At 51.6% G+C, this 20384-nt stretch carries 23 protein-coding genes; 15 read left to right on the forward strand and 8 right to left on the reverse strand.

The features are described 5' to 3' along the window. Positions 1-4: 4 nt before the first annotated feature. Entirely contained in the window at positions 5-217 is a 213-nt protein-coding gene (locus tag LIO64_RS06140; RefSeq protein WP_290548559.1) for a hypothetical protein, read from the reverse strand. A gap of 87 nt (positions 218-304) precedes the next feature. Then, positions 305-1156, reverse strand: a complete 852-nt coding sequence (locus LIO64_RS06145; protein WP_290548560.1) for a metallophosphoesterase — start codon at positions 1154-1156, stop codon at positions 305-307. Between the two features lie 220 nt (positions 1157-1376). Here LIO64_RS06145 and LIO64_RS06150 point away from each other — a divergent pair, with 220 nt between their 5' ends. The 8 genes from LIO64_RS06150 (at position 1377) to LIO64_RS06185 (ending at position 7295) form a co-directional block, all read left to right on the forward strand. Then, positions 1377-1544, forward strand: coding sequence for a hypothetical protein (locus LIO64_RS06150; protein WP_290548561.1), 168 nt, complete (start codon positions 1377-1379; stop codon positions 1542-1544). Positions 1545-1631: 87 nt separating this feature from the next. Continuing rightward, on the forward strand, positions 1632-2645 hold the full coding sequence (locus tag LIO64_RS06155; protein WP_290548562.1) for a bifunctional oligoribonuclease/PAP phosphatase NrnA: 1014 nt from the start codon (positions 1632-1634) through the stop codon (positions 2643-2645). Beyond that, on the forward strand, positions 2642-3376 hold the full coding sequence (gene truB / locus LIO64_RS06160) for a tRNA pseudouridine(55) synthase TruB (protein WP_290548563.1): 735 nt from the start codon (positions 2642-2644) through the stop codon (positions 3374-3376). The genes LIO64_RS06155 and truB overlap by 4 nt, the downstream gene beginning before the upstream one ends. 4 nt (positions 3377-3380) lie before the next feature. After that, positions 3381-4316: a riboflavin biosynthesis protein RibF gene (gene ribF / locus LIO64_RS06165; RefSeq protein ID WP_290548564.1), complete on the forward strand. Its 936-nt coding sequence runs from the start codon at positions 3381-3383 to the stop codon at positions 4314-4316. Between the two features lie 73 nt (positions 4317-4389). After that, positions 4390-4728, forward strand: a complete 339-nt coding sequence (locus LIO64_RS06170; RefSeq protein WP_290548565.1) for an aspartate 1-decarboxylase — start codon at positions 4390-4392, stop codon at positions 4726-4728. Between the two features lie 41 nt (positions 4729-4769). Beyond that, positions 4770-5264, forward strand: a complete 495-nt coding sequence (secG, locus tag LIO64_RS06175; protein ID WP_290548566.1) for a preprotein translocase subunit SecG — start codon at positions 4770-4772, stop codon at positions 5262-5264. Positions 5265-5428: 164 nt separating this feature from the next. Next, the gene (locus LIO64_RS06180; protein WP_290548567.1) at positions 5429-6070 is read left to right on the forward strand and encodes a prepilin-type N-terminal cleavage/methylation domain-containing protein; all 642 of its coding nucleotides are present in this window, start codon (positions 5429-5431) and stop codon (positions 6068-6070) included. 157 nt (positions 6071-6227) lie between these two features. Continuing rightward, positions 6228-7295 carry a 3-deoxy-7-phosphoheptulonate synthase gene (locus LIO64_RS06185; protein WP_290548568.1) on the forward strand — a complete coding sequence of 356 codons (1068 nt, stop codon included), beginning with the start codon at positions 6228-6230 and terminating at the stop codon, positions 7293-7295. A 109-nt stretch (positions 7296-7404) separates the two neighbouring features. Here the strand turns inward: LIO64_RS06185 and LIO64_RS06190 are convergent, their stop codons facing one another. The 6 genes from LIO64_RS06190 to guaB form a co-directional block, all read right to left on the reverse strand. Further along, on the reverse strand, positions 7405-7887 hold the full coding sequence (locus tag LIO64_RS06190) for a hypothetical protein (RefSeq protein ID WP_290548569.1): 483 nt from the start codon (positions 7885-7887) through the stop codon (positions 7405-7407). A gap of 209 nt (positions 7888-8096) precedes the next feature. Beyond that, a complete protein-coding gene (locus LIO64_RS06195) occupies positions 8097-9083 on the reverse strand; it encodes an AEC family transporter (RefSeq protein ID WP_290548570.1) in 987 nt (328 codons plus the stop codon). 54 nt (positions 9084-9137) lie between these two features. After that, a complete protein-coding gene (locus tag LIO64_RS06200) occupies positions 9138-9785 on the reverse strand; it encodes an HAD hydrolase-like protein (protein ID WP_290548571.1) in 648 nt (215 codons plus the stop codon). Beyond that, positions 9782-10387, reverse strand: coding sequence for a sugar O-acetyltransferase (locus LIO64_RS06205; RefSeq protein ID WP_343230505.1), 606 nt, complete (start codon positions 10385-10387; stop codon positions 9782-9784). Before LIO64_RS06205 ends, LIO64_RS06200 begins: the two co-directional genes overlap by 4 nt. 72 nt (positions 10388-10459) lie before the next feature. After that, positions 10460-11983, reverse strand: a complete 1524-nt coding sequence (guaA, locus tag LIO64_RS06210) for a glutamine-hydrolyzing GMP synthase (protein WP_290548573.1) — start codon at positions 11981-11983, stop codon at positions 10460-10462. Between the two features lie 12 nt (positions 11984-11995). Then, a complete protein-coding gene (gene guaB, locus LIO64_RS06215; RefSeq protein WP_290548574.1) occupies positions 11996-13447 on the reverse strand; it encodes an IMP dehydrogenase in 1452 nt (483 codons plus the stop codon). Positions 13448-13641: 194 nt separating this feature from the next. Between guaB and LIO64_RS06220 the strand changes: the two genes are divergently transcribed. From LIO64_RS06220 to LIO64_RS06250, 7 genes are all read left to right on the forward strand, one after another. Next, a complete protein-coding gene (locus tag LIO64_RS06220; protein WP_290548575.1) occupies positions 13642-14136 on the forward strand; it encodes a low molecular weight protein-tyrosine-phosphatase in 495 nt (164 codons plus the stop codon). A 333-nt stretch (positions 14137-14469) separates the two neighbouring features. After that, entirely contained in the window at positions 14470-15135 is a 666-nt protein-coding gene (locus LIO64_RS06225; protein ID WP_290548576.1) for a hypothetical protein, read from the forward strand. Positions 15136-15853: 718 nt separating this feature from the next. After that, on the forward strand, positions 15854-16456 hold the full coding sequence (locus LIO64_RS06230) for an RHS repeat-associated core domain-containing protein (RefSeq protein WP_290548577.1): 603 nt from the start codon (positions 15854-15856) through the stop codon (positions 16454-16456). 178 nt (positions 16457-16634) lie between these two features. Beyond that, entirely contained in the window at positions 16635-17165 is a 531-nt protein-coding gene (locus tag LIO64_RS06235) for a hypothetical protein (RefSeq protein WP_290548578.1), read from the forward strand. Positions 17166-17395: 230 nt separating this feature from the next. Then, complete coding sequence (locus tag LIO64_RS06240) at positions 17396-17623, forward strand: hypothetical protein (protein WP_290548579.1); 228 nt, start codon at positions 17396-17398, stop codon at positions 17621-17623. 422 nt (positions 17624-18045) lie between these two features. Further along, the gene (locus tag LIO64_RS06245) at positions 18046-18561 is read left to right on the forward strand and encodes a hypothetical protein (RefSeq protein ID WP_290548580.1); all 516 of its coding nucleotides are present in this window, start codon (positions 18046-18048) and stop codon (positions 18559-18561) included. A gap of 364 nt (positions 18562-18925) precedes the next feature. Further along, complete coding sequence (locus LIO64_RS06250) at positions 18926-20191, forward strand: hypothetical protein (protein WP_290548581.1); 1266 nt, start codon at positions 18926-18928, stop codon at positions 20189-20191. Positions 20192-20384: the final 193 nt, after the last annotated feature.

The following is a 20384-nucleotide window of genomic DNA, read 5'->3' on the forward strand; positions in this document are numbered from 1 at the left end:
GAGTTTAATGCTCCTGCTCTATTCTGGATTGGATATCGCGTAAAACTGCCTTGTAGTAGTCTGCGTATTCCGTGTTTGCCGCATTTTTTCCGGGAGGCTTGGGCGAAGAGGAGCATACCTCCACATCAAATTCTTCCAGAAGCGCTTTCATGGCTTTGGCCGGTTGTCCGTAGAAAACGATGCGGTGAGGCATGAAAACAATGAAACCATTCTGCATGCTGGCTTATGGCCGCGGAAAATCAAGGAATAAAGAAAACTCCCCTTCCCGCCGCCGTTTTATCAGGGATGGAAAGGCAGCCCGGAATCAATGCAGTTCCAGCAAATAAATCTCCGGGGGGCAGTTGAAGCGGAGGGGCAGCGTGCTGGTTCCCAGCCCCTTGGTAATCAGATAGGTGTTCCCTCCGGAAATATGCCAGGGGTAGGAATAGGCCTCGGCGTGTTCAGGACTGGCTTCAAACCACAGGAAGTTGAAGGGGAGGCGTATCTGGCCTCCGTGGGTATGGCCGCTGATGACGATGTCTGCGTCTCCATGGGAAAGCATGCGGTCCACTTCCGGACGGTGGGATAGCAGGAAGTGGGGGATGTCCGGAGACTGGCGTTTGGGGAACCGTTTTTTGGAATTGCGCGAGGTGTCCAGTATTCCGGAGAGCTGAAGCTGCCTTCCATCCTTGAATGTAATCAGGACGCTTTGATTTTCCAGCACGGTGATGCCGGCCCGGGTCAGTTCCCTGCGCCAGTTGTTCCAGCCAAAAGTGAAATCATGGTTTCCCTGGATGGCGAATACCCCGTAGGGGGCCGATAACCCGTGAAGCAGCCGTGCAGCGGCGGCGGGGCTGATGCTGGCGTTGGTGCTGCTTCCGCGGGCGTAGTCCCCCGCCAGCAGGATCAAGTCCGGTTTAAGTTGCATGATTCTCTGGACGTAGCGGAGCGCCCTCACTTCATCAAAGGCCGTGGGCGTCAGGTGAAGGTCTCCGGCAATGACGACTTTCAAAGGTTTTCCCCGGCCGTCCCATTGGGGAACGCGGTAGTCCACCTCCCGGACGAGCAGGAGATTGGGTTCTATCAGATAGGCCCACGTCATGCCAGCCACTCCGAGCGCGCATGCGCCCAGCAGCAAGCTGCCGAAAAGCCGGAGTATTCTGAGGGAGAATGGCATGGAAAGGAAACGGCGTGAAATAGCCTATCACTCCTGATGGACGTAAGCGAGCGATTTATGCGTTCTGCCATTTGATAAAGGCCTGTTTGCAGGGCAAAACAGGCGGAAAGGCGGTCCCTGGGGAGATTTTCGCAAATTTGATTGACGGGCGGCCGCATGGTATGCTTTTATGCTCCAAGATATTTCCATATCCTTTATCACCCATCATTTAACCACGCATATGAAGAAGATTACCGTTATGGCTCTTTCCGCTTTTGCGGCAAGCATCATGGCTTCCTGCTGCTGTCAGGATCAGGGTGCCCCCCCCCTGACCCCCCTTCCGAAGTTCAATGACCTGAACCAGCCCGCCGCGGATGTGGCTCCGGTGGTCATGAAGTCCAAGAAGTAATCCTCTTCCGGGATTAAATACGACTTTTCAAGCCGCACTTGGTGATTGTCCAAGTGCGGCTTTTTCTATAAAAACGCGGCAGAACATATGGAAGATTGGAAACATTGTCCGGAATTTGCCCCTTTGGCGGACCTGATCCGCACCCATGACAGCTTTGCGGTCATTGCCCATGTGCATCCGGACGGCGACGCCATTGGTTCCACGCTGGCCCTTGGGGAAGCCCTGAAGCAGATGGGCAAGAAGGTGATCATGATGAATGAGGACGGCGTGCCTTCCAATCTGGCCTTCATTCCGGGCGTGGAGAATATTATCCCCACGCCTGATGAAGCGGTGAATGTGGAGGTGGCCGTTTCCGTGGACAACGGGGCGTTTAAGAGGCTGGGCGAACGCAGTCTGAAGGCGCTGGAGGGAGTCAGGGTGTGGGCGAATATCGACCACCACCAGACCAATGAGCAGTTCGGGGACGTGCAGTGCGTTCTGCCGAACGAGTGCGCCACGGGTGCGGTGCTCTATTATTTTTTCAAGTATCTGGGCATTCCCATTACCCCGGTGATGCGTGACGCCCTTTACGTGGCCGTCAGCACGGATACGGGATCTTTCCAGTACCAGATGACGACGGCAGCCGTGATGGAACTGGCCGCGGATTTAATCCGGATGGGCGTTGACGTCCAGGATATCAACCGCCAGCTGTACCAGGAAAAGCCCTGGGTAAGGATGCAGCTGATGCGTGAAGCGCTGAACGGCATGAGGCTGACGCCCGACGGCAGGATCTGCACTTTTTGCCTGACGAATGAGGCGAAGGCCCGGATCGGATGCCGTCCGGAAGATACGGAAGGCCTGATTGACCTTTTGCGTTCCGTGCAGGGAGTCTGGCTGGCCGCCTATCTGGAGGAAGCGGAGGACGATCCCCGCATCCGCATTTCCCTGCGGTCCAAGACCCCGGAAGTATCCGTGGCGGAGCTGGCCTCCCGTTTTGGAGGCGGAGGCCATGCCATGGCCGCCGGAGTGCGCATCAGGGGCCCCATTGAAGAAGTGCGTCTCACCATCCTGAAGGCTATGCAGGAGGAAGTGGAACGCGTGCTCCAACAGCAGATTTCATGAATACTTCCGATTCCATGCAAGTTCCCTCGGGCGTGCTTCTGGTTGACAAGGCTCAGGACATGACCTCCCACGATGTGGTGGCGATTGCGCGCCGGTCCCTGGGGATAAAGAAAATCGGCCATTGCGGCACGCTGGACCCCATGGCTACGGGATTGCTGATGCTGGTGGTGGGAAAGGCGACGAAGCTTCAGGACAAGCTGATGTGCGAGCACAAGGAGTACGCCGGAACCCTCATGCTGGGGGTGGAGACCTCCTCCCAGGACGCCATGGGGGAAGTAGTGGCGGAGTATTCCGTGGACGGCGTGACGGAACAGTCCGTCCGCGAGGCGTTTGACCGTTTTGACGGTGCGTTTGAGCAGATTCCTCCGATGGTTTCCGCCATTAAGAAGGATGGCGTGCCGCTGTACAAGCTGGCCCGGAAAGGGCAGGAAGTGGTGCGGGAGCCGCGCCCTGTGGAGGTGTTCGGCCATCAGATTTCCCGGGTGGCCATTCCGGAAGTGGATTTTACCGTGCAGTGCTCCAAAGGTTTTTACGTGCGTTCCTATGCGTATGACATCGGGAAGGTTCTGGGCTGTGGCGCGCATTTGAGCGCCCTGCGGCGCACCAGGTCCGGTTCCTTTACCCTGGAGCGCGCTGTTACGGTGGATACGCTGAAAACCGCCCCCAGGGAAGAGCTGTTCTGTGCCATGCTTTCCTTGGAGGAGCTGGCGGACATTCTGATTGCCAGGTAAGAGCATGGTTGTTTACCAGGAGTTCAAGGACTTGAAAGGCGTTTCCTCCCCCGTGCACTGGGCCATGGGAATGTTTGACGGGCTGCATCTCGGGCATGCGGGGGTGATTGCCGCTGCGGTGGAAGGCGCTGCGCGTGACGGCGGGATTCCCGCCGTGCTGACATTCCGCACCCATCCGCTGGCGCGAGTCCGGCCGGAAAGCGTGCCGGCCGCCATCATGGCGGTGGAAGCGGAAAAGTTTGCCCTGATGGAAGAACTGGGGGTGCGGATGGTGCTGAATCTGGAATTTTCCTCTCGGCTGGCCTCCATGAGTCCGGAAGAGTTTATCGGGGAGCTCTGTTCCTCCTGCCGGGTGGCGGAGATTGCCGTGGGGGAAGACTGGCATTTTGGCCGCGGCCGTGCGGGCAATGTGGAAACCCTGCGCCTTCTGGCAGGCCGCTGCGGGTTCCGGGTGACGGCCGTTCCCCCCATTCTGAAGGATGGGGAGCGCGTGAGCAGCACCCGGATCCGCGAAGCTGTGCGCGCGGCGGATTTTTCACAGGCGTCCGCCATGCTGGGCCGTCCCTACCGCTGGAAGGGACGGGTGGTTCATGGCCGCCAGCTGGGCCGCCAGCTTAATTATCCCACAGCCAATATGAAACCCGGCTCCGGCGTGCAGCCTCCCCATGGGGTTTACGCCGTGCGCGCCCGGGTGAATGGCTCGGAATACGGGGGGGTGGCCAATCTGGGGGTGCGTCCCACCGTGGAGGAAAAAGGAGGAGAATTGCTGCTGGAAACCCATTTGTTCGGGCAGCCGGGGGATATTTACGGGCGGGAAATGGAAGTGGAGCCGGTCCGGTTCCTGAGGCCGGAGGCCAAATTCCCTTCCCTGGAGGAGTTGAAAAGCCAGCTTGCCCGGGACGCCGCCAACGCCGCAGAAGTGTTGAAACGGGAAGAGTAAGACACAGAAAACTGTAAAATGAAGGATGACGGCTTGACCGCAGGGGCGATCGGGGTTTTGTTGTTCGGACGTCATGTTGGTTGAGCAGTTAAAATCAAAAATCCACCGCGCCATGGTCACCCGTGGCGATGTTCAGTATGAAGGCAGTATTGAAATTCCTGCCGATCTGATGGCCGCTGTGGACTTATGGCCCGGAGAAAAGGTTCTCGTGGCGTCCGTTACTTCCGGAAACCGTCTGGAAACGTATGCGCTGCAAGGGCCTGCCGGTACGGGAAACATCATCATGAACGGCGGCGCGGCTCACCTGATCAAGACGGGCGAGCGGGTGGTCATCATGAGCTTCGCCCTGTCCGACAAACCGATCATTCCCAAGAAAATCGTTTGCAACGAGCATAACGAAATCATTTCCTAGACTTTACAAACCGTCGGAATTCCCACATACTCCCCGCGCTCATGAACCTTTTTTTAGCAAATTCACTCAATATCAGCATTCAGTTACTCTTTGCCGTTCTGGTGATTGTGTCACTTCTTCTTTTGGGCGTGGTACTGATGCAGAGACCCAAGCAGGAAGGGCTGGGAGCCGCCTTCGGCGCTGCCATTACAGACCAGGCTTTTGGCGCACGGACTACGGATGTGCTGAAAAAAGCCACGGTCTACTTCGGGACCGCCTTCATGGTTCTTTGCCTGGTGCTGGGCATGCTGATCAACCGGCAGCACGTCAAGAGCTCGGAAAGCCTGCTGAGTCCTGAAATGATGAAGGCCGCCGCCAAGCAGGAAGCCTCCGTTCCCGTCAAGACGCCGGAAGAACTCCAGCAGGAAGAATTGCGCAGGCGCGCCGCCGAGGCGGAAGCCGCTTCCTCCCAGGCGCCGGCTCCCGCTGTTCCGGAAGTGCCTGTCGCTCCGGAAACCCCCGTGGTTCCGGAAACTCCTGCAGCCCCTGCCAACTAAGGGAATCTTTTTTCCAAACACCCCGGTTGCCGGATGGCGCCGGGGTGTTTGCATGCCGGGGGGATGCACGGCATGTCTGCCGTCCCGGAAGTACGTTTTGAAATTGGCGGTTCCGCACGTTTTCCGCTTGCCCTGAACTGTAATTGCGCTACTCTTGGCAAAGTATGAAGGCACCTTTTTTGAACCGTAAATCCAAGGGATTCACGTTGATTGAATTGCTTGTGGTAATCGCCATTATCCTGACGCTGGCCGGTATTGCCATGACGGTGGTGAATGGCGTGATGGAAAAATCCCGGGTTACCACGGCGCGGAGCGACTGTAACGGTTTGCAGACGGCCATTGAAAATTACATGCTGGACAACGGCCGTGTTCCCGTGGCCTGGAACGGCCGGGAAATGGCCAAACAGGCCCGCAGGGACGGACAGTTTTACATAACGACGGCTGTGGACGACGACAGCCGCATCATGAGCATCCTGACCAATTATATGGACCGGGCGGATGAGGACAGGAAACTGAACCCCAAAAAGACGGCCTATTTCAACACCACGACCACGGATGTGGAAGGCTCCCCCGGCCTGTTCTTTGAAAGCCGCGGACGCGTGGGCCTGATGGACCCGTGGGAATCCCCCTATCACATTATTCTGAACGCCAATCCTGACGACCGTACTCCCCGCGTCCAGGTCGGCTCCCGCATGGTGACCAAGAACGTGGCTGTTTACAGCACCGGCAAGGACAAGCAGGGCAGCACGGTGGATGGCCACATCAACAATCCGGAATTGACGGAAGATAACGTGACTTCCTGGTAACGCATTCCCGGACCGTCCGTTGAGAGGCGGTTCCGATTTATTTTGCGGGGCTTCCGGCGTATGGCCGCGAGGCCCCGCGATATATTCAGGCATATTGCCTCCAAACCGTATTTTTTTCTTTTCAACCACTCTCAAAAACCCCTCAATAAGCCCAGACATGAACTGGTTCAAAACAGACGACGTACGCATTCAAGACATCGAGCCCCTGATTTCCCCCGCCATCCTGATCAAGGATTATCCGGCGACCACGGAAATCGCCAAAATGGTGGCTACGACCCGCAAGAATGCGGAGAACATCATTTCCGGCCACGACGACCGCCTGCTGGTGGTGGTGGGGCCGTGCTCCATCCATGATCCCCAGGCCGCAGTAGACTATGCCTCCCGCCTGAAGGAACAGATGGCGCGCTTTGAAAAGGATCTGGTGATCATCATGCGCGTGTATTTTGAAAAGCCCCGCACTACGGTGGGCTGGAAGGGCCTGATCAATGACCCGTTCATGAACCACACCTTTGACATCAACCGCGGCCTTCACATGGCCCGCGGCCTGCTGCTGCGCCTGGGAGACATGGGCATTCCCGCCGCCACCGAGTTCCTGGATACCATCACTCCGCAATATATCGCGGACCTGATTACATGGGGAGCCATCGGCGCGCGCACCACGGAAAGCCAGGTGCACCGTGAACTGGCCTCCGGACTTTCCATGCCTGTAGGGTTCAAGAACGGCACCAGCGGCAGCCTCCAGATTGCCGTGGACGCCATTATTTCCTCCTCCTGCCCGCACTGCTTCCTTTCCGTGACCAAGCAGGGCGTTTCCGCCATCGTCTCCACCACGGGCAACAAGTCCTGCCACCTGATTCTGCGGGGTTCCTCCCTGGGGCCGAACTTCGATGACGAGCATGTGAAGGAAGCCTCAGAAGCTTTACAGAAAGCTGGCATCAACAACCGCATCATGGTGGATTGCTCCCATGGCAACAGCTGCAAGGATTACCGCAAGCAGCCGGCCGTGGCCGCCAGCATCGCGGAACAGATTTCCAACGGATCCGACCAGGTGGTGGCCGTGATGATTGAAAGCAACATTGTGGAAGGAGCCCAGCCGCTGAGTTCCGACCTGGTGTACGGCAAGAGCATCACCGACCAGTGCATCGGCTGGGACAGCACGGTGGAAGTGCTGGAAACCATGGCCGCAGCTGTCCGCAAGCGCCGCGCCAAGCGGCAGGAAGCGTGAGGCCTTTCACCTCCGGGTGAAAGACGGCGCAAGAGGCAGAGGATTTTTTAATCTTTCCTTCTTGGCGTTTAGCGATTTATATTGACCCTTCGGCGTTTCCGCCGGAGGGTCAATGATCGTCCCCCCACAGGTAGGAGTGGCTTTCGGAAATCGTCTTGCCGTGGTGGTCCTTCAGGAGGAGTTTCCAGGCCAGAATCTCGCCTTTTTCCTTGGCTTCATCCCCGGTGAATTTAAAAACGGGGGTTTGCGTTCCGCCCTTCCTCCCCGCGGGGTAGGAAATGGATTTGGTCAGAACGGTTGAGCCTGTTTTTCCCTGGCGGTACATCATGACCAGGGTGGCCGGCTGTTCGGGATTTGCATCATTCCAGGTGACAAAGTAGTATTGCCCCAGGCGCTGGAGGCGCTCTTTTTGGGAAACGGCGCCATGCAGGAGATAAGTGGCCTGGGAGCGGTGCATGCCGACGTCTTCCGCAGGCACCACCGTTGTTTTCAAAGGAACTTCCCGCACATACTCAATCCGGGAACCCTGCTCCGCACAGGAAAACAGGACCGGCATGATGACGGCGGCGCAGAGGAGGGCAGGAAACTTCATGGAACCCATTCAATACATATCCGCCCGGGGAGTCAACACAAAGGTGGGTGCTCCCGCCGCACAGGGAAAGGCAGCCGTCCATCCGGGGGCGTGAAGCGTTTCTCCCGGCCATTTCTACAGGATTTCTGCCGCAGGTGGCGGAGAAAGGCAGGAATAAAGGCCGTTTGAAAATGAAGGAAAGCGGCAGGCCGCCAGGACCGGACAAGGTTTTAGTACAACGGCACGACAAAGGAGGAACCCAGCGCCAGCCAGCAGGGCAGCGTGAGGAAGGAAGCTACGGTGGTGGTCAGCAGGATTTGAGTGCCCAGGTCGGGATGGCCGCCGAAGCGTTTGGCCAGAATGACCGGAATGACGGCGGAAGGAATCGCCGCCTGGATGATGATGACGCGTTTGATATAGTCGTCCACCGGCAGGAAATAAGCCATCAGAAGCAGAAGGGCCGGAGCCAGCCCCAGGCGCGTCAGCAGGCCACAGACAATGGGTTTGGGCTCCCATTTCATGTTGTGCCACAGGTCCCTCATGGAACAGCCGAACAGGATCAGGCAGAGGGGCGTGGCGCAGTTGCCGATCATCTCAAAGGTCTTCATCAGGGGTGGCTGGGCTACGTAAGTTCCCAGCCCGGACCAGGCAAGCGCCAGGCCCACGATGACCGCCAGCAGGGGGCCGCGGAAGAAGACGCCCATGTTCAGGTTGCCGGGGCCTCCGGCAATGATGATGACGCCGATGCTCCAGACGACCAGTTCACACCCCACGTTGTGGACGAACAGGACGCCCAGCGTGGGATCGTTGCTGGCCGTGAACAGCATCTGGATGATGGGAATGACGAAAAAGGCGTAATTCTGCACCCCTGCCGTCAGGGTGAAGGTCCGCAGCCCCGTGCCGATGCGCATGCGCAGCATTTTGGCGACCAGCCATGCGGATGCAATACCCAGAAGGAGCTCCAGCGCGCCTGCCGCAATGGCCTGGAGGGAAAAGGAAACGCTGCTGAGCGTCTCATTCCCGGAAAGCACCATGTACTTCATGATGCTGTGAAAAACGAGGCAGGGGTAGGCCACGTCCATCGCAATGCGCATGATGGGCGCATCGTGGTCCGCCTGGATGACCTGCTTGTGGCGCAGGTAGAAACCCGTGGCGAAGAAAAGGTAAACGGGGATGGTGGAGAGGAAGGAAGTGAGGATGATGGAACCGGTGTCCATGGCGGGAAAATGGCGGGGAGGGATGGGTTGAGGGAAATGAAAAAGCGGGGAGGGTTACGCTCTTTTCCTGATCCGGCACAGGAAATGCGCCAGGTCCTTGATGCTGGAAAATACCTTTGAAGGATTGGCCTCTTCCAGAGCGGCGGTATCGGCAGTAGTGGCCCAGGCGGCGGACAGGCAGGCGACGCCTGCTTTGTTGCAGGCGGCTACATCCGATACCGTGTCCCCGACGTAATAAAATTCATCTTTTTCCAGATGGTAGGCATGCAGGAGCTCTTCAATAGCTTCCGCTTTATTCGGCCTGTCTTCCGCACCTGTCTTGATGGAGCGGAACAGGCCCTGCATGCCGAATTTTTCCAGCGTGATGCGGCAGCTTTTTTCTCCCTTTCCGGTAATCAGTGCGACCAGTACTCCCTCTTTGTTCAGGTCGTTGATCAATTCGCAAATGCCCTCGTACGGTGCCGGGCATTCCTCATGCATTTTTTCATAAACCGGGTAGAAGTCATGAAGGGCATCCCGCCATTTTTCCCCGGCGACCATTTTGATCATGCCGACCTCATTCAGGCCGAAGGTCTGCGTGATTTCCCGTTCGCTCAGCGTATGGCCCGCGTAGGGGGAGACTGCCTGCTCAAACGCCCTGATGCACATGAGGACCGTCTCCCCTATTGTGCCGTCCAGATCAAAGGCCACCAGTTTAATCATTGTTCTGCGCTCCCGTTGATTTTACGGATCACCCTGCAGGGATTCCCTGCCGCCAGGCTGTTGGGGGGAATATTCTTCGTCACCACGCTTCCGGCGCCGATGACGCTGCCCTTTCCGATCGTGATTCCGGGCAGGATGATGACGCCGCCGCCAATCCAGCAGCCGTCTTCTATAGTGACCGGGAGGGCAAAGGTATGGCGGACGTACTCGACGCCCTCCGCCGTTTCCACGGGGGTGAGGCGTTCATTCAGGTCAACGGGATGCGTGGCGGTGTAAATCTGCACATTGGGGGCAATCAGCACATTGCTGCCGATGGTGATCCTGTTGCAGTCCACGAAGGTGCATCCCGTATTGACGGTGACGTTGTTCCCTATATGGATATTGCAGCCGTAGTCGCAGATGAAGGAATGGCCTATAGAAACTTTTGTGCCGATGCTGCCGAGCATTTCCTTCAGCACCTGGTACTTCTCCTCCTTATGGTCGTAAGGCAGGGAATTGTACTTCATCAGCAGCCGGTGGGCCTTGTTCTTGAATTCCAGAAACACTTTGTCATGGCAGTCGTACCACTCGCCCGCCAGGCATTTTTCCAGTTCAGTCATGATGGTTCTCCTTTCATTACCGGCTGTATGGCGGCAGGCACCCTGCTGCGCGTTCGTCAGCAGGGTGCGGAGGCCTTATTCCCACTCAATGGATGCCGGGGGCTTGGTGGAAATATCGTAAAGGACCCGGTTGATGCCCTTCACTTCATTGAGGATGCGGTTGCTGGTTTCACGCAGCAGGGCCGGGGGCAGTTCCACCCAGTCCGCCGTCATGGCGTCTTCCGACACGATGGCGCGCAGGTTGGTGGCCCATTCATAGGAGCGTTCGTCTCCCTTCACGCCCACCGTTTTCACTGGGATGAGGCCGGCATAAGCCTGCCAGACCTTTTCATACCAGCCGTATTTCTTCAAATTGCCGATGAAAATGGCGTCGCACTCCCGGATGATGTCCAGGCGGTCCTTGGTCACCACGCCGGGGCAGCGTACGGCGAGGCCGGGGCCGGGGAAGGGGTGGCGCCACAGGATGTCGTGCGGGATGCCCATGGAGGCGCCCAATTCGCGCACTTCGTCCTTGAACAGTTCCGCCAGGGGTTCCAGCACCTTCCCCTGCGCCTGGAGTTCCAGCACGCGTTCCACGCGGTTGTGGTGGGTCTTGATGACGGAGGCCTTGGACTTGGCGTTGGAGGCGCTTTCAATCACGTCCGGGTACAGGGTTCCCTGGGCGAGCATTTCCGCGTCTCCCACGGCGTCCCAGAACACGTCGATGAACAGGCCGCCGATGATGCGGCGCTTCTTTTCCGGATCACCTTCTCCGGCCAGGGCCGTCAGGAAGCGTTCGGAGGCGTCCACCGTTTCAATTTCCACGTTCATGCGGGCGAAATTGGCGCGGACTTCATCAGCCTCATTCTTGCGCAACAGGCCGTTGTCCACGAAAATGGCGCGCATGTTCACGCCTGCCTCATGCAGCAGGACGGCCAGTACGGTGCTGTCCACCCCGCCGGAGACGCCGCAGACCACCTGCTTGTCTCCCACGCGCTCCCGGATTTCCCGGATAAGCTGCCGCTTGAAGTCGCCGATGTCGAACTTCTTGAGGTTGGCGGCGCAGGAGAGGAAATTGCGCAGGATGGTGCGCCCTTCATGGGAATGGGTCACTTCCGGATGGAACTGGATGCCGAAGGTGGTTTCCCCCCATTGGAGGGAGACGGGGACGCCTTCCGCATTGCGGGCGATGACCCGGCAGCCTTCCGCCAGATGATCCACCGTGTCCGAATGGCTCATCCATACTTGGGAGGAGGGGGACATGTCCTGGTACAGGCCCGTGCAGGCTTCCGGAAGCAGGGCCGCAGGGCCGTATTCCCGCTTGTTGCTGGCCTTCACGGAGCCGCCGTGCTTGATGTTCAGTAGCTGCATGCCGTAGCACACGCCCAGGACGGGAACGTTCAGGCTCTTGAGCCATTCAAAATCAATATCCGGGGCGTCTGCGTCCGTGGTGCTCTTAGGGCCGCCGGAAAGGATGACAGCGCCGGGTTCGTGAATCTGGTCCAGATCTTCCAGCGCGTACAGTTTGGCCATGTAGCCCAGTTCGCGTACGCGGCGCACAATGAGCTGGGTGTATTGGGAGCCGAAGTCAATGACGGCTACGAGGTGCTTGTCGTCCATGGGAGAGAGGGTTTAACAGGAATAGTTGATGGGTTCTTCCGTGATAGTGATATCGTGGGGGTGGCTTTCCTTCAGGCCGCCGGAGGTGATTTGAACGAACCGGGCCTTGTCCCGGAGTTCCGTCAGGCTGTGCGCGCCCAGGTAGCCCATGCCGGAGCGGAGGCCGCCCATGAGCTGGAAGACCACGTCCGCCAGCATGCCCTTGTACGGAACGCGCGCTTCCACGCCTTCCGCAACGAGCTTGCCGGAGCTGTTCTGTCCGTAGCGGTCGCCGGAACCGCGGCGCATGGCGCCCAGGGAGCCCATGCCGCGGTACTGCTTGAAATGGCGGCCCTGGTAGTGGACCACCTTGCCGGGGCTTTCTTCCGTGCCTGCCAGCAGGCCGCCCAGCATGACCAGGTCTGCGCCGGCCGCCAGGGCCTTCACGATGTCGCCGGAGTAGCGGATGCCGCCGTCTGCAATGACGGTGACGCCGGCCGGACGCGCTACGGAGGCTACCTCCTGAATGGCGGTGAACTGGGGCATGCCCACGCCGGAAATGACGCGGGTGGTGCAGATGGAGCCGGGGCCCACGCCCACCTTGATGGCCTGCACGCCCGCCTTGATAAGGTCGGAAGCGCCTTCCGCCGTAACCACGTTGCCGGCCACGATGGGGCGGTCCGTCAGCTTGCGGAGGTTGGAAACCACGTCCATGACGCGGGTGGTGTGGCCGGTGGCGGCGTCAATGAACAGGGCGTCCGCCCCGGCGGAAATCAGAGCCTTGGCGCGGTCCAGGTAATCGGGACCCACGCCCACGGCCGCACCGCAGCGCAGGTGGCCGTGCTCGTCCTTGGAGGCGTCTGCGAACATGGCGCGCTTCTGGATGTCCGTTTCCGTGATGAGGCCGGCCAGTACGCCGGTTTCATCCACCAGGGGAAGCTTTTCAATGCGGTGGGTGTAAAGAATATGGCGCGCTTCCTCAATGGTGGTGGTGGGGGCCGCCGTAACCAGGCGGGAAAGGGGGGTCATCACGTCCTTGACCCGGATGTTCTGGTAATCGTCCACGCCGCGCATGTCGCGTCCAGTGACGATGCCTTCCAGCCGGCGGTTGGCGTCCACCACGGGGAAGCCGGAATAACCCTGGTCCATCATGATTTGGTGGACTTCTTCCAGCGTCATGTCCTTGTTCACCGTGACGGGATTCGGGATAACCGCGTTTTCAAAACGCTTCACGCGGGAAACCATGGCCGCCTGGATATCGATGGGATTGTTGCGATGGATAACGGCCAGGCCGCCTTCACGTGCCAGCGCAATGGCCAGTTCCGATTCGGAAACGGTATCCATGGCTGCGGACAGCACGGGAATTTTCATGTCAAAACCGGGAACAAGCTGGGAACTGATGTCCGCATCACCGGGAAGAATCGCGCTCAGGCGGGGCAGCAGGAGCACGTCATCAAAACTTAATCCAAGAGGGAGATCTGCCATGCGATAATCTACAGCCAAACACCCCCTGGCGCAAGCCGAAACACAGGAAAATTTTGTTGATGGCTGGTGCGTAGGCGTTCTGCCGCAGGCGTCATGCGGGGTTTGGGCGTACTGCTGCTTTCCTGCGCTGGAAGTTCTTCCCTCTTGATCTGGGGAATCCTCTTCCCTATCCTGAAAGAAAAGAAATACCTTCCATGAATGCTCCCCATCCTTACCGTGTCCTGTTCGTCTGTCTGGGCAACATCTGCCGTTCTCCCGCCGCGGAGATCATTTTCAAAAAAATGGTCGGAGAACAAGGGGTGGAAAGCCTGATTGAAAGCGATTCCGCCGGCATGATCGGCTATCATCGCGGCTGTCCTCCGGATGCCAGGATGCTTGCGGCCCTGGAAAAATACGGATACGCTGATCCGGGTATCAAATCTCGGCCTGTGAGGAAGGATGATCTGGAGCAATTCGATTTGATTGTGGGCATGGACCGGGAAAACCTGCGGGCATTGAAACGGCTGGACAAAAGCGGGCAATGGGAAGACAAGATCGTGCCGATGTGTTTTTTCACAACCCGTTTTCTGGATGAAGAAGTGCCGGACCCCTACTATGGAGGGCAGGAAGGGTTTGAGCACGTAGTAGAGCTTCTGGAAGACGGCTGTTTCCATTTGCTGAAAAAATTGGAAAAGAGGCTGAACGTATAAAAAGCGGTAGTCATGCCGGAGAGGCCTTTCCGTTTGACCTGGCAGCCTTTTCCAAGAAACAGGAAGGAATATGCAATGTTATTTCGCTAATATATTATATTGATTGATTATAAAAGATATATGTAGTTTTATCAGTGTTCCCGCCCCGATTGACGAAAAGGGCCGACAGACGCCTTTGAAAAAAGCTGGGACTGGTCTTTCGAGGTCCGGGAACTGGACCGAATGAAACGGCCGAGTATGGCTGACAATTCGGTGACAATTGGTATTGGCTGGGGATTAATTTTAGGGGGATTGTGAAAATTAAATAGTTATATGTGTTTCCAGGATAAGAAAATGTCGATTAATCTATTTCTTCTTATTTCCGATAATATAGAGAATGAATCAATACAGAGTTTAATATATAAATTTCAAGAAGTTCAAGGACTGGATCCTGATGTATTAATTTCTCGATCAAAACAAACTGTTGCACTAAGATGGCAATGTGATGATTTTTTCCCAGAAAGAGCTTCAATTATTCATGTCGCGCTAGAATATGTCTACATAAGATATTTCGATTTATTATTTTCAATGCGCGAACCGTTTACCTTCTATAGCAATGCTGATTTTCCGTATTTGACGTTACTTGGAAATTTTATTCCCCAAAGTTTTCCAGTAGAGAAAATAGAAAATGTTAATGATTTTATCATTGAAAATGAATTTGTTGTGGAAAGATTAAGGGAAAAAGGTAATTTCGCATTTTATGATTTGTACAAGGAGCATTGCAATATGTGTTTGTTTATTATTGATAAAATAAAAAACAATAATGAAAGAATGAATACTTTTATGACAATCTTAGCTGTCTATTATCAATCGTGTTATGCCTTGTTGCAAGCGGTTTTGTTTAGTGGTGAAGATAAGCCAAAAAATTGGGATCAACATTTTTTACATATCATAAAAAGTATAAAAGAAATTCGAACTTCCGATAGCGATTCTTGGATATCAATGATACAAAGACAGTGAGTTCTGTCATTGGTGATTTAAGAAAAAGGGGGGGCAGACGATGTTGTATACCCGCAAAACTCTGACTAACAATTAAAAGTATGGCGAAGAAACCAAATTCACGCCATCGCATTCCGGCAGGAGATGGAAGATCATCTCAGGAAAATTCAAAAGAAGAACCAAGGTGATTCATACTATGTGACGGATTTGGGCGTTAGTACAGAGGAATTAAGGAATTGGTGTAGTCAAATACAGACTGCTGTCTGTGCATGCATTAAAATAACCAATCGTGAAATCTTACACTCCCTCACTGATCGGATGGATAGCACTGCTTCCGATAGCCTGTGTAACACTATTCGACAAAAACCTCCGTTTTCCTGTCTCTCTATCTATAACATTAGGATTGGCAATCTTCATCGGTCAATTCACAAGCCTGTTCTGGGGATTGTGTGGTATCATCGTGAATTCGAACAGAAAAGATGATCTTATTGCGCTTATGTTGTCGGGAACATGGCTTGCCATCATGATCATAGGGTTCGCGATAGGTTCGTAACACGAAGTAATCGGTAAAATTTTTATTAAGGCGTCTATGAAGGAGAATTCGTCTGTCGAAGAAATGCTTCATCTATAACGGCTACCTGTAGATCGCGGAACTGGACGCAGCTGGCGTGTAACCAGAAACGGCAGCGTCCGTGTTGCGTAAAACCTATTTGTGGGATCCGATGGAACTGGTCGCCATATGCATTGCATTTTGGCGATGACCATATTCAATGAAACAGGAATTTATGACGAAGACCTGTACTACACCTATGACCTGTTGAAAAACACAACGGCTCTGCTTGGGATTCAGGCGGGACGCCGTGCCTTGTATGAATATGGAGCGTATGGAAATGTTGTGAAAATGGAAGGCAATGCCGCACAAGATAATCCTTTTCGATTCTCCAGCGAATATGCCGATGATGAGCTGGGACTTGTGTATTATAATTACAGGTATTACAATACTATAAAAGGTAAATGGTTGAATAGGGAGCCTATCGGAAAGGATGATAATTTCAATTTATACAGAATGGTTTATAATAATCTTTTCACGTTTATCGATTATACTGGAAGTATTGCAGTGAAGACACCAGATGCTGCGATAAGCAACTCTCCTTCTTATGTCGAGGATATAGCGAGAGCGACTCGAGGCATTACATCATCTTCTAATATATCTCGAAGAGCTGCAAGAGCTGCGGCTGTTATTATCTCTACCCGAAAAGGCTGTAAACCCTGTAAGCCACCGGCTGGATCGAAACGGCATGAAATCGCCAACCCAGGATCCAGAAAAAGAGGAGCCTTATAGGTCACGTAGGTATGGACGATGAATCAGGCTCCATTTCCATCGTGCATATGCAATTGGAATGGTCTGTTACTTTGGAAAACACACAAACTCCACCAGAAGGAAGTACCCTGGATGGCCCCTCCCCTCCTAATCCCGCTCGTGGCGGAGGTCCTTTATAATATAAGACAAGAATAATTCTATGCAAAAAACTATTTATTATCCCGAAGGCTTGACAGTTAGAACAGGCGATGTTGTATGGAATAATGAGGGGGTGAATGTACGCAAAGTGATAAGTATTGTTACGGAAGAAGAAGCTAAGCATGTGTTTGTTGCAGATGGCGTGACAGACGGGGCCGGATTTTTCTGGTCGCGTTATATTGGTGAATCGGATTTAGGTATTCTGGGGTTTGAATCGAAAGAATCTTTTGAAGAAGAAGGCGTAGGAAAACTCTCTCGACCAGAATTATTATGCGTGAAATTTTTATTCCATTTACTGGGAAAGCAGATTGGTTTGAATATATGGGATAATAAAGATTATCTGTATTATCCTGTTCTGTGGCCAGAGGAAAAGGAAGATGGAAAATATGAATGGATATGGTATTTGTTTTTCCAACCGTATCACCCACCAGTCACATCGTTTGATGAAGAACAGTGCTTTCGGTTTGATGAACATTCATGGCATTTTGAAAAAGTGGAGCGGAAAAAGCAGGATTTGGTTCGAGGTCTGTAACAAGTATTTATTGATCAATAACTGAAACTTGGCATTTTGGATGCCTTCGTTTTCTATAATGGAAACAGGATGCGGGTTCTATCATTAGATTAATATTTAGGAAACATATGTAATAGATAAAGAATATAAGGACCAAATAAGATATTTATAATTGTTGGTACTAATATAATAAATTCAAAATAAAAATTAATCGAAATAATGGCCTATACACCCATGATATTTTGGCAAGTATGATTCAGAATGTGGAAAAAGAATTTCCTTTGAAAAATTCTATTTTTCCAACAAGTAACATTCGTGATCTTATTGCAAATCATGACTATTCGGATGATGAGGGCCGAGAATGTGGCGAACCGTTTTTGAGGCAACGATGGATTGATGTTCCTGATACACAGTGGTGTGATAGCACTGAGTTTTTAAGTTTTGCTACAAGTAGCGCTCTTGCCTATTTTTTCCCTTGATCATAAGGCTTTCTTATCTTGAGGAAATAGCAAATGAAAAGAGGTACATGAGTGATGCCATGGAATGGATTCTATTATCGAATAGAAGGCATAACGATGAAACTGGTTGTGCACATGCGTTAGAGCTGATAGACAAGACAAGAAAAAGATTTTAAATATGAGCTATCCCCATTTTAGTAAATTTTGATTATATGAGGGATAGGCATATGAAATAAACTGTTACCGGTGTTTTTTACTTTCCTTCATATTTTGGAATGAGCGCGAGAGCAACTCAAAGGTTTAATTTATCATTCGATTTCTCTTTTTAACTTGGCTCACTGTTAATGGTATCGTTTGACAAAAAGTAATACTTTCGATTTGATGAATAGAAAGATAGCCGGGATAACAAGTTTTATTTAATTTATTATAGTTTAATAGTTCAAATGAATACCAATTTTTTATCTTATCAATCCTTTCTTGATATAATGAAGGTTATATATCCTGTGTTTCCGCTTCCAAATAATAAACAATTCAAAATATGCATTGATTCTATAAAGTCTGAATCTTTTGCGCTACCTGCAATTGAATTTTGTGAATATGTTCATATTCATAAAATAAATTGGTTAAAATGTTCGTGGGAGAATGATTTAATGCCACTTGAATATGATACAACAATTTTGCCGTATTACATATTTTCGACGTCTTTTCTTAGGTATTATTTTCCGTCATGTTTAAACCTGACCATCAAATATTTTTTTGGCGATTATTATAAATATGAAGTTGGAAATATCGATTCATTTGTAGAATATACAATTGATGCCATCATCGAAAATTATAAGGATTTGAATGAAAGTGAAAAGAAGCTGGTGGAAGGAATATTAAAACTAATGGAAAACAATTCATTTCATGATTATAAAAATGAATGTATAAAATTAAAAGATAAAATTATGAATAATTAGATATAATAATTTATATGATCATCCCTCTTCAAGGAGAGATAATAAAACCAAATTAAGGTCTGGAATCGGATAGAGATGGGTATTCACGTCATCTCCATCCTATAGAATGTCGGCCAGGTTAAGTTGTACCCGATTAACAGTATCTATCTTTATGCATTTTTAGCGATGATTTTTACAGCGTAGCAGAAGCATACGCATGACCTGCTAAAACATGACGGTTTTGTTTGGTACAAACGTAGGACGACAGAAAGGTTAGGGATCGGGGATCATATGTGTAAATGTAAAAATGGGAAAAATATGATGTTGGCAAGATGGCGCGACGGGAGCTGTAAAAATTTGAGTTTAAAAGTTTATCCTCCTTGCAATGACGGAGATTCTGTGGCATTCACATACTGAGTCTGAAACTTTGAGCAAGGAAGATATGTTGATTTCCATTTTAGGGTTTTCCCATCCGTCAGCGAAGCAAAAAACAGACGCTGATTTATATACTAAGTGGGAAAAGGATCCAGAGAATGATCCTCTTCGGGTGCCTCCTTATACTTCAATATCGGCTGTTGTTGAGAGACAAGGTGAACAGTATAGCAAAACAATTGTTCCATCATCAAATAGTATTGATGAACATGTTGATAGACAATTGAAGTCAAGAGGAGAGGTTCCTGGTGCAATCTGGAATGAAGCAAGACAACTTGCACGCAAGGTTTCGAGGAAAATACTTCCACTATTGTTGTTATTGTCACTTCTCATGGGAATCGGCTATGGAGAGAATTTTAAATCAGACATGGAACAACAGGAAAAATCTCTGCTAACAAGACAAATGAGAGATGAGGAATTGTCCAGTGCTGAGAGAAATAGAGCTGAATTGAAACTAGATCTTCTTTGTATGAATAAGGAAGATATATCCCCTAATCATCCTTTTTGGAAACTTATTGACTTTAGAAAACATCCTTTTTATTCAACAATATCGAAAGAAGATATGAATTTAAATTTTGATCAAGCTTTTGATCCTCATTTGTTTCATTATTTTTCAAAAGCTATTCCGGAATATAAAATATTAATTATTTCTTCTACGACAGGTCAATATTCACCTGAATATTTATTTTTACAGAATAATGAACTGCATTTGTGGGAATGTTCGCGTGGGGAAAATTTTTCCAACGCCTATGTAGAACATTACTCTTTGCCTCAAATGAATACGGATGAGTTTTATGCAAGCAGTCCTTATATTGTAGAAAATCCACCTTATAAAATACGGAAATATTCAACTGATTTACCGGAAGATGTATGTAATAGAATTGTAAAAATATTCGGCGCGATAGAAAAAATAGTGGAAGGTCGTGACGAAACTCCTGTAAGCTGGACAGAATTAAAGAAAGGAGACAAAGAGTTCTTCTTGCATTCCCAATTGATGTTTTCCTTATTGGGACAGGTGTATGAATTCGGCCTGAATGATCATATTTTCGCAAGATGTCTGGATGGTGATTATTATGCTGAGGATTCTCTGTGTTATTATTTTATTCAGCTAAACGCAGCATTGAAGGATTATATTTTCAGCCCGGGAGGGAGCAATTCATTGGAAAGCTTAAATAGGATTAATGATCTTTTAAGAGTGCTGGAGGAAAAAATTAAGTAATTAGAGTTTTTTACATAGTGGATTCCAAATGGGGCATCGTGCCTCGTATGGATATGGAAAGTATGGAAATGTTATTAAGATGAAAGGAGAGGAAACTTTGGAATATCCAAGAAATCATGTGCAGGAATTAAAAATAGAATTAATTCTGTAAGAGAGTGTAAGAAAAGAATGAAAAAAATATGTGGAGAATAAT

The sequence above is a fragment of the Akkermansia sp. genome (genome assembly GCF_020860705.1).
GTDB lineage: Bacteria > Verrucomicrobiota > Verrucomicrobiia > Verrucomicrobiales > Akkermansiaceae > Akkermansia.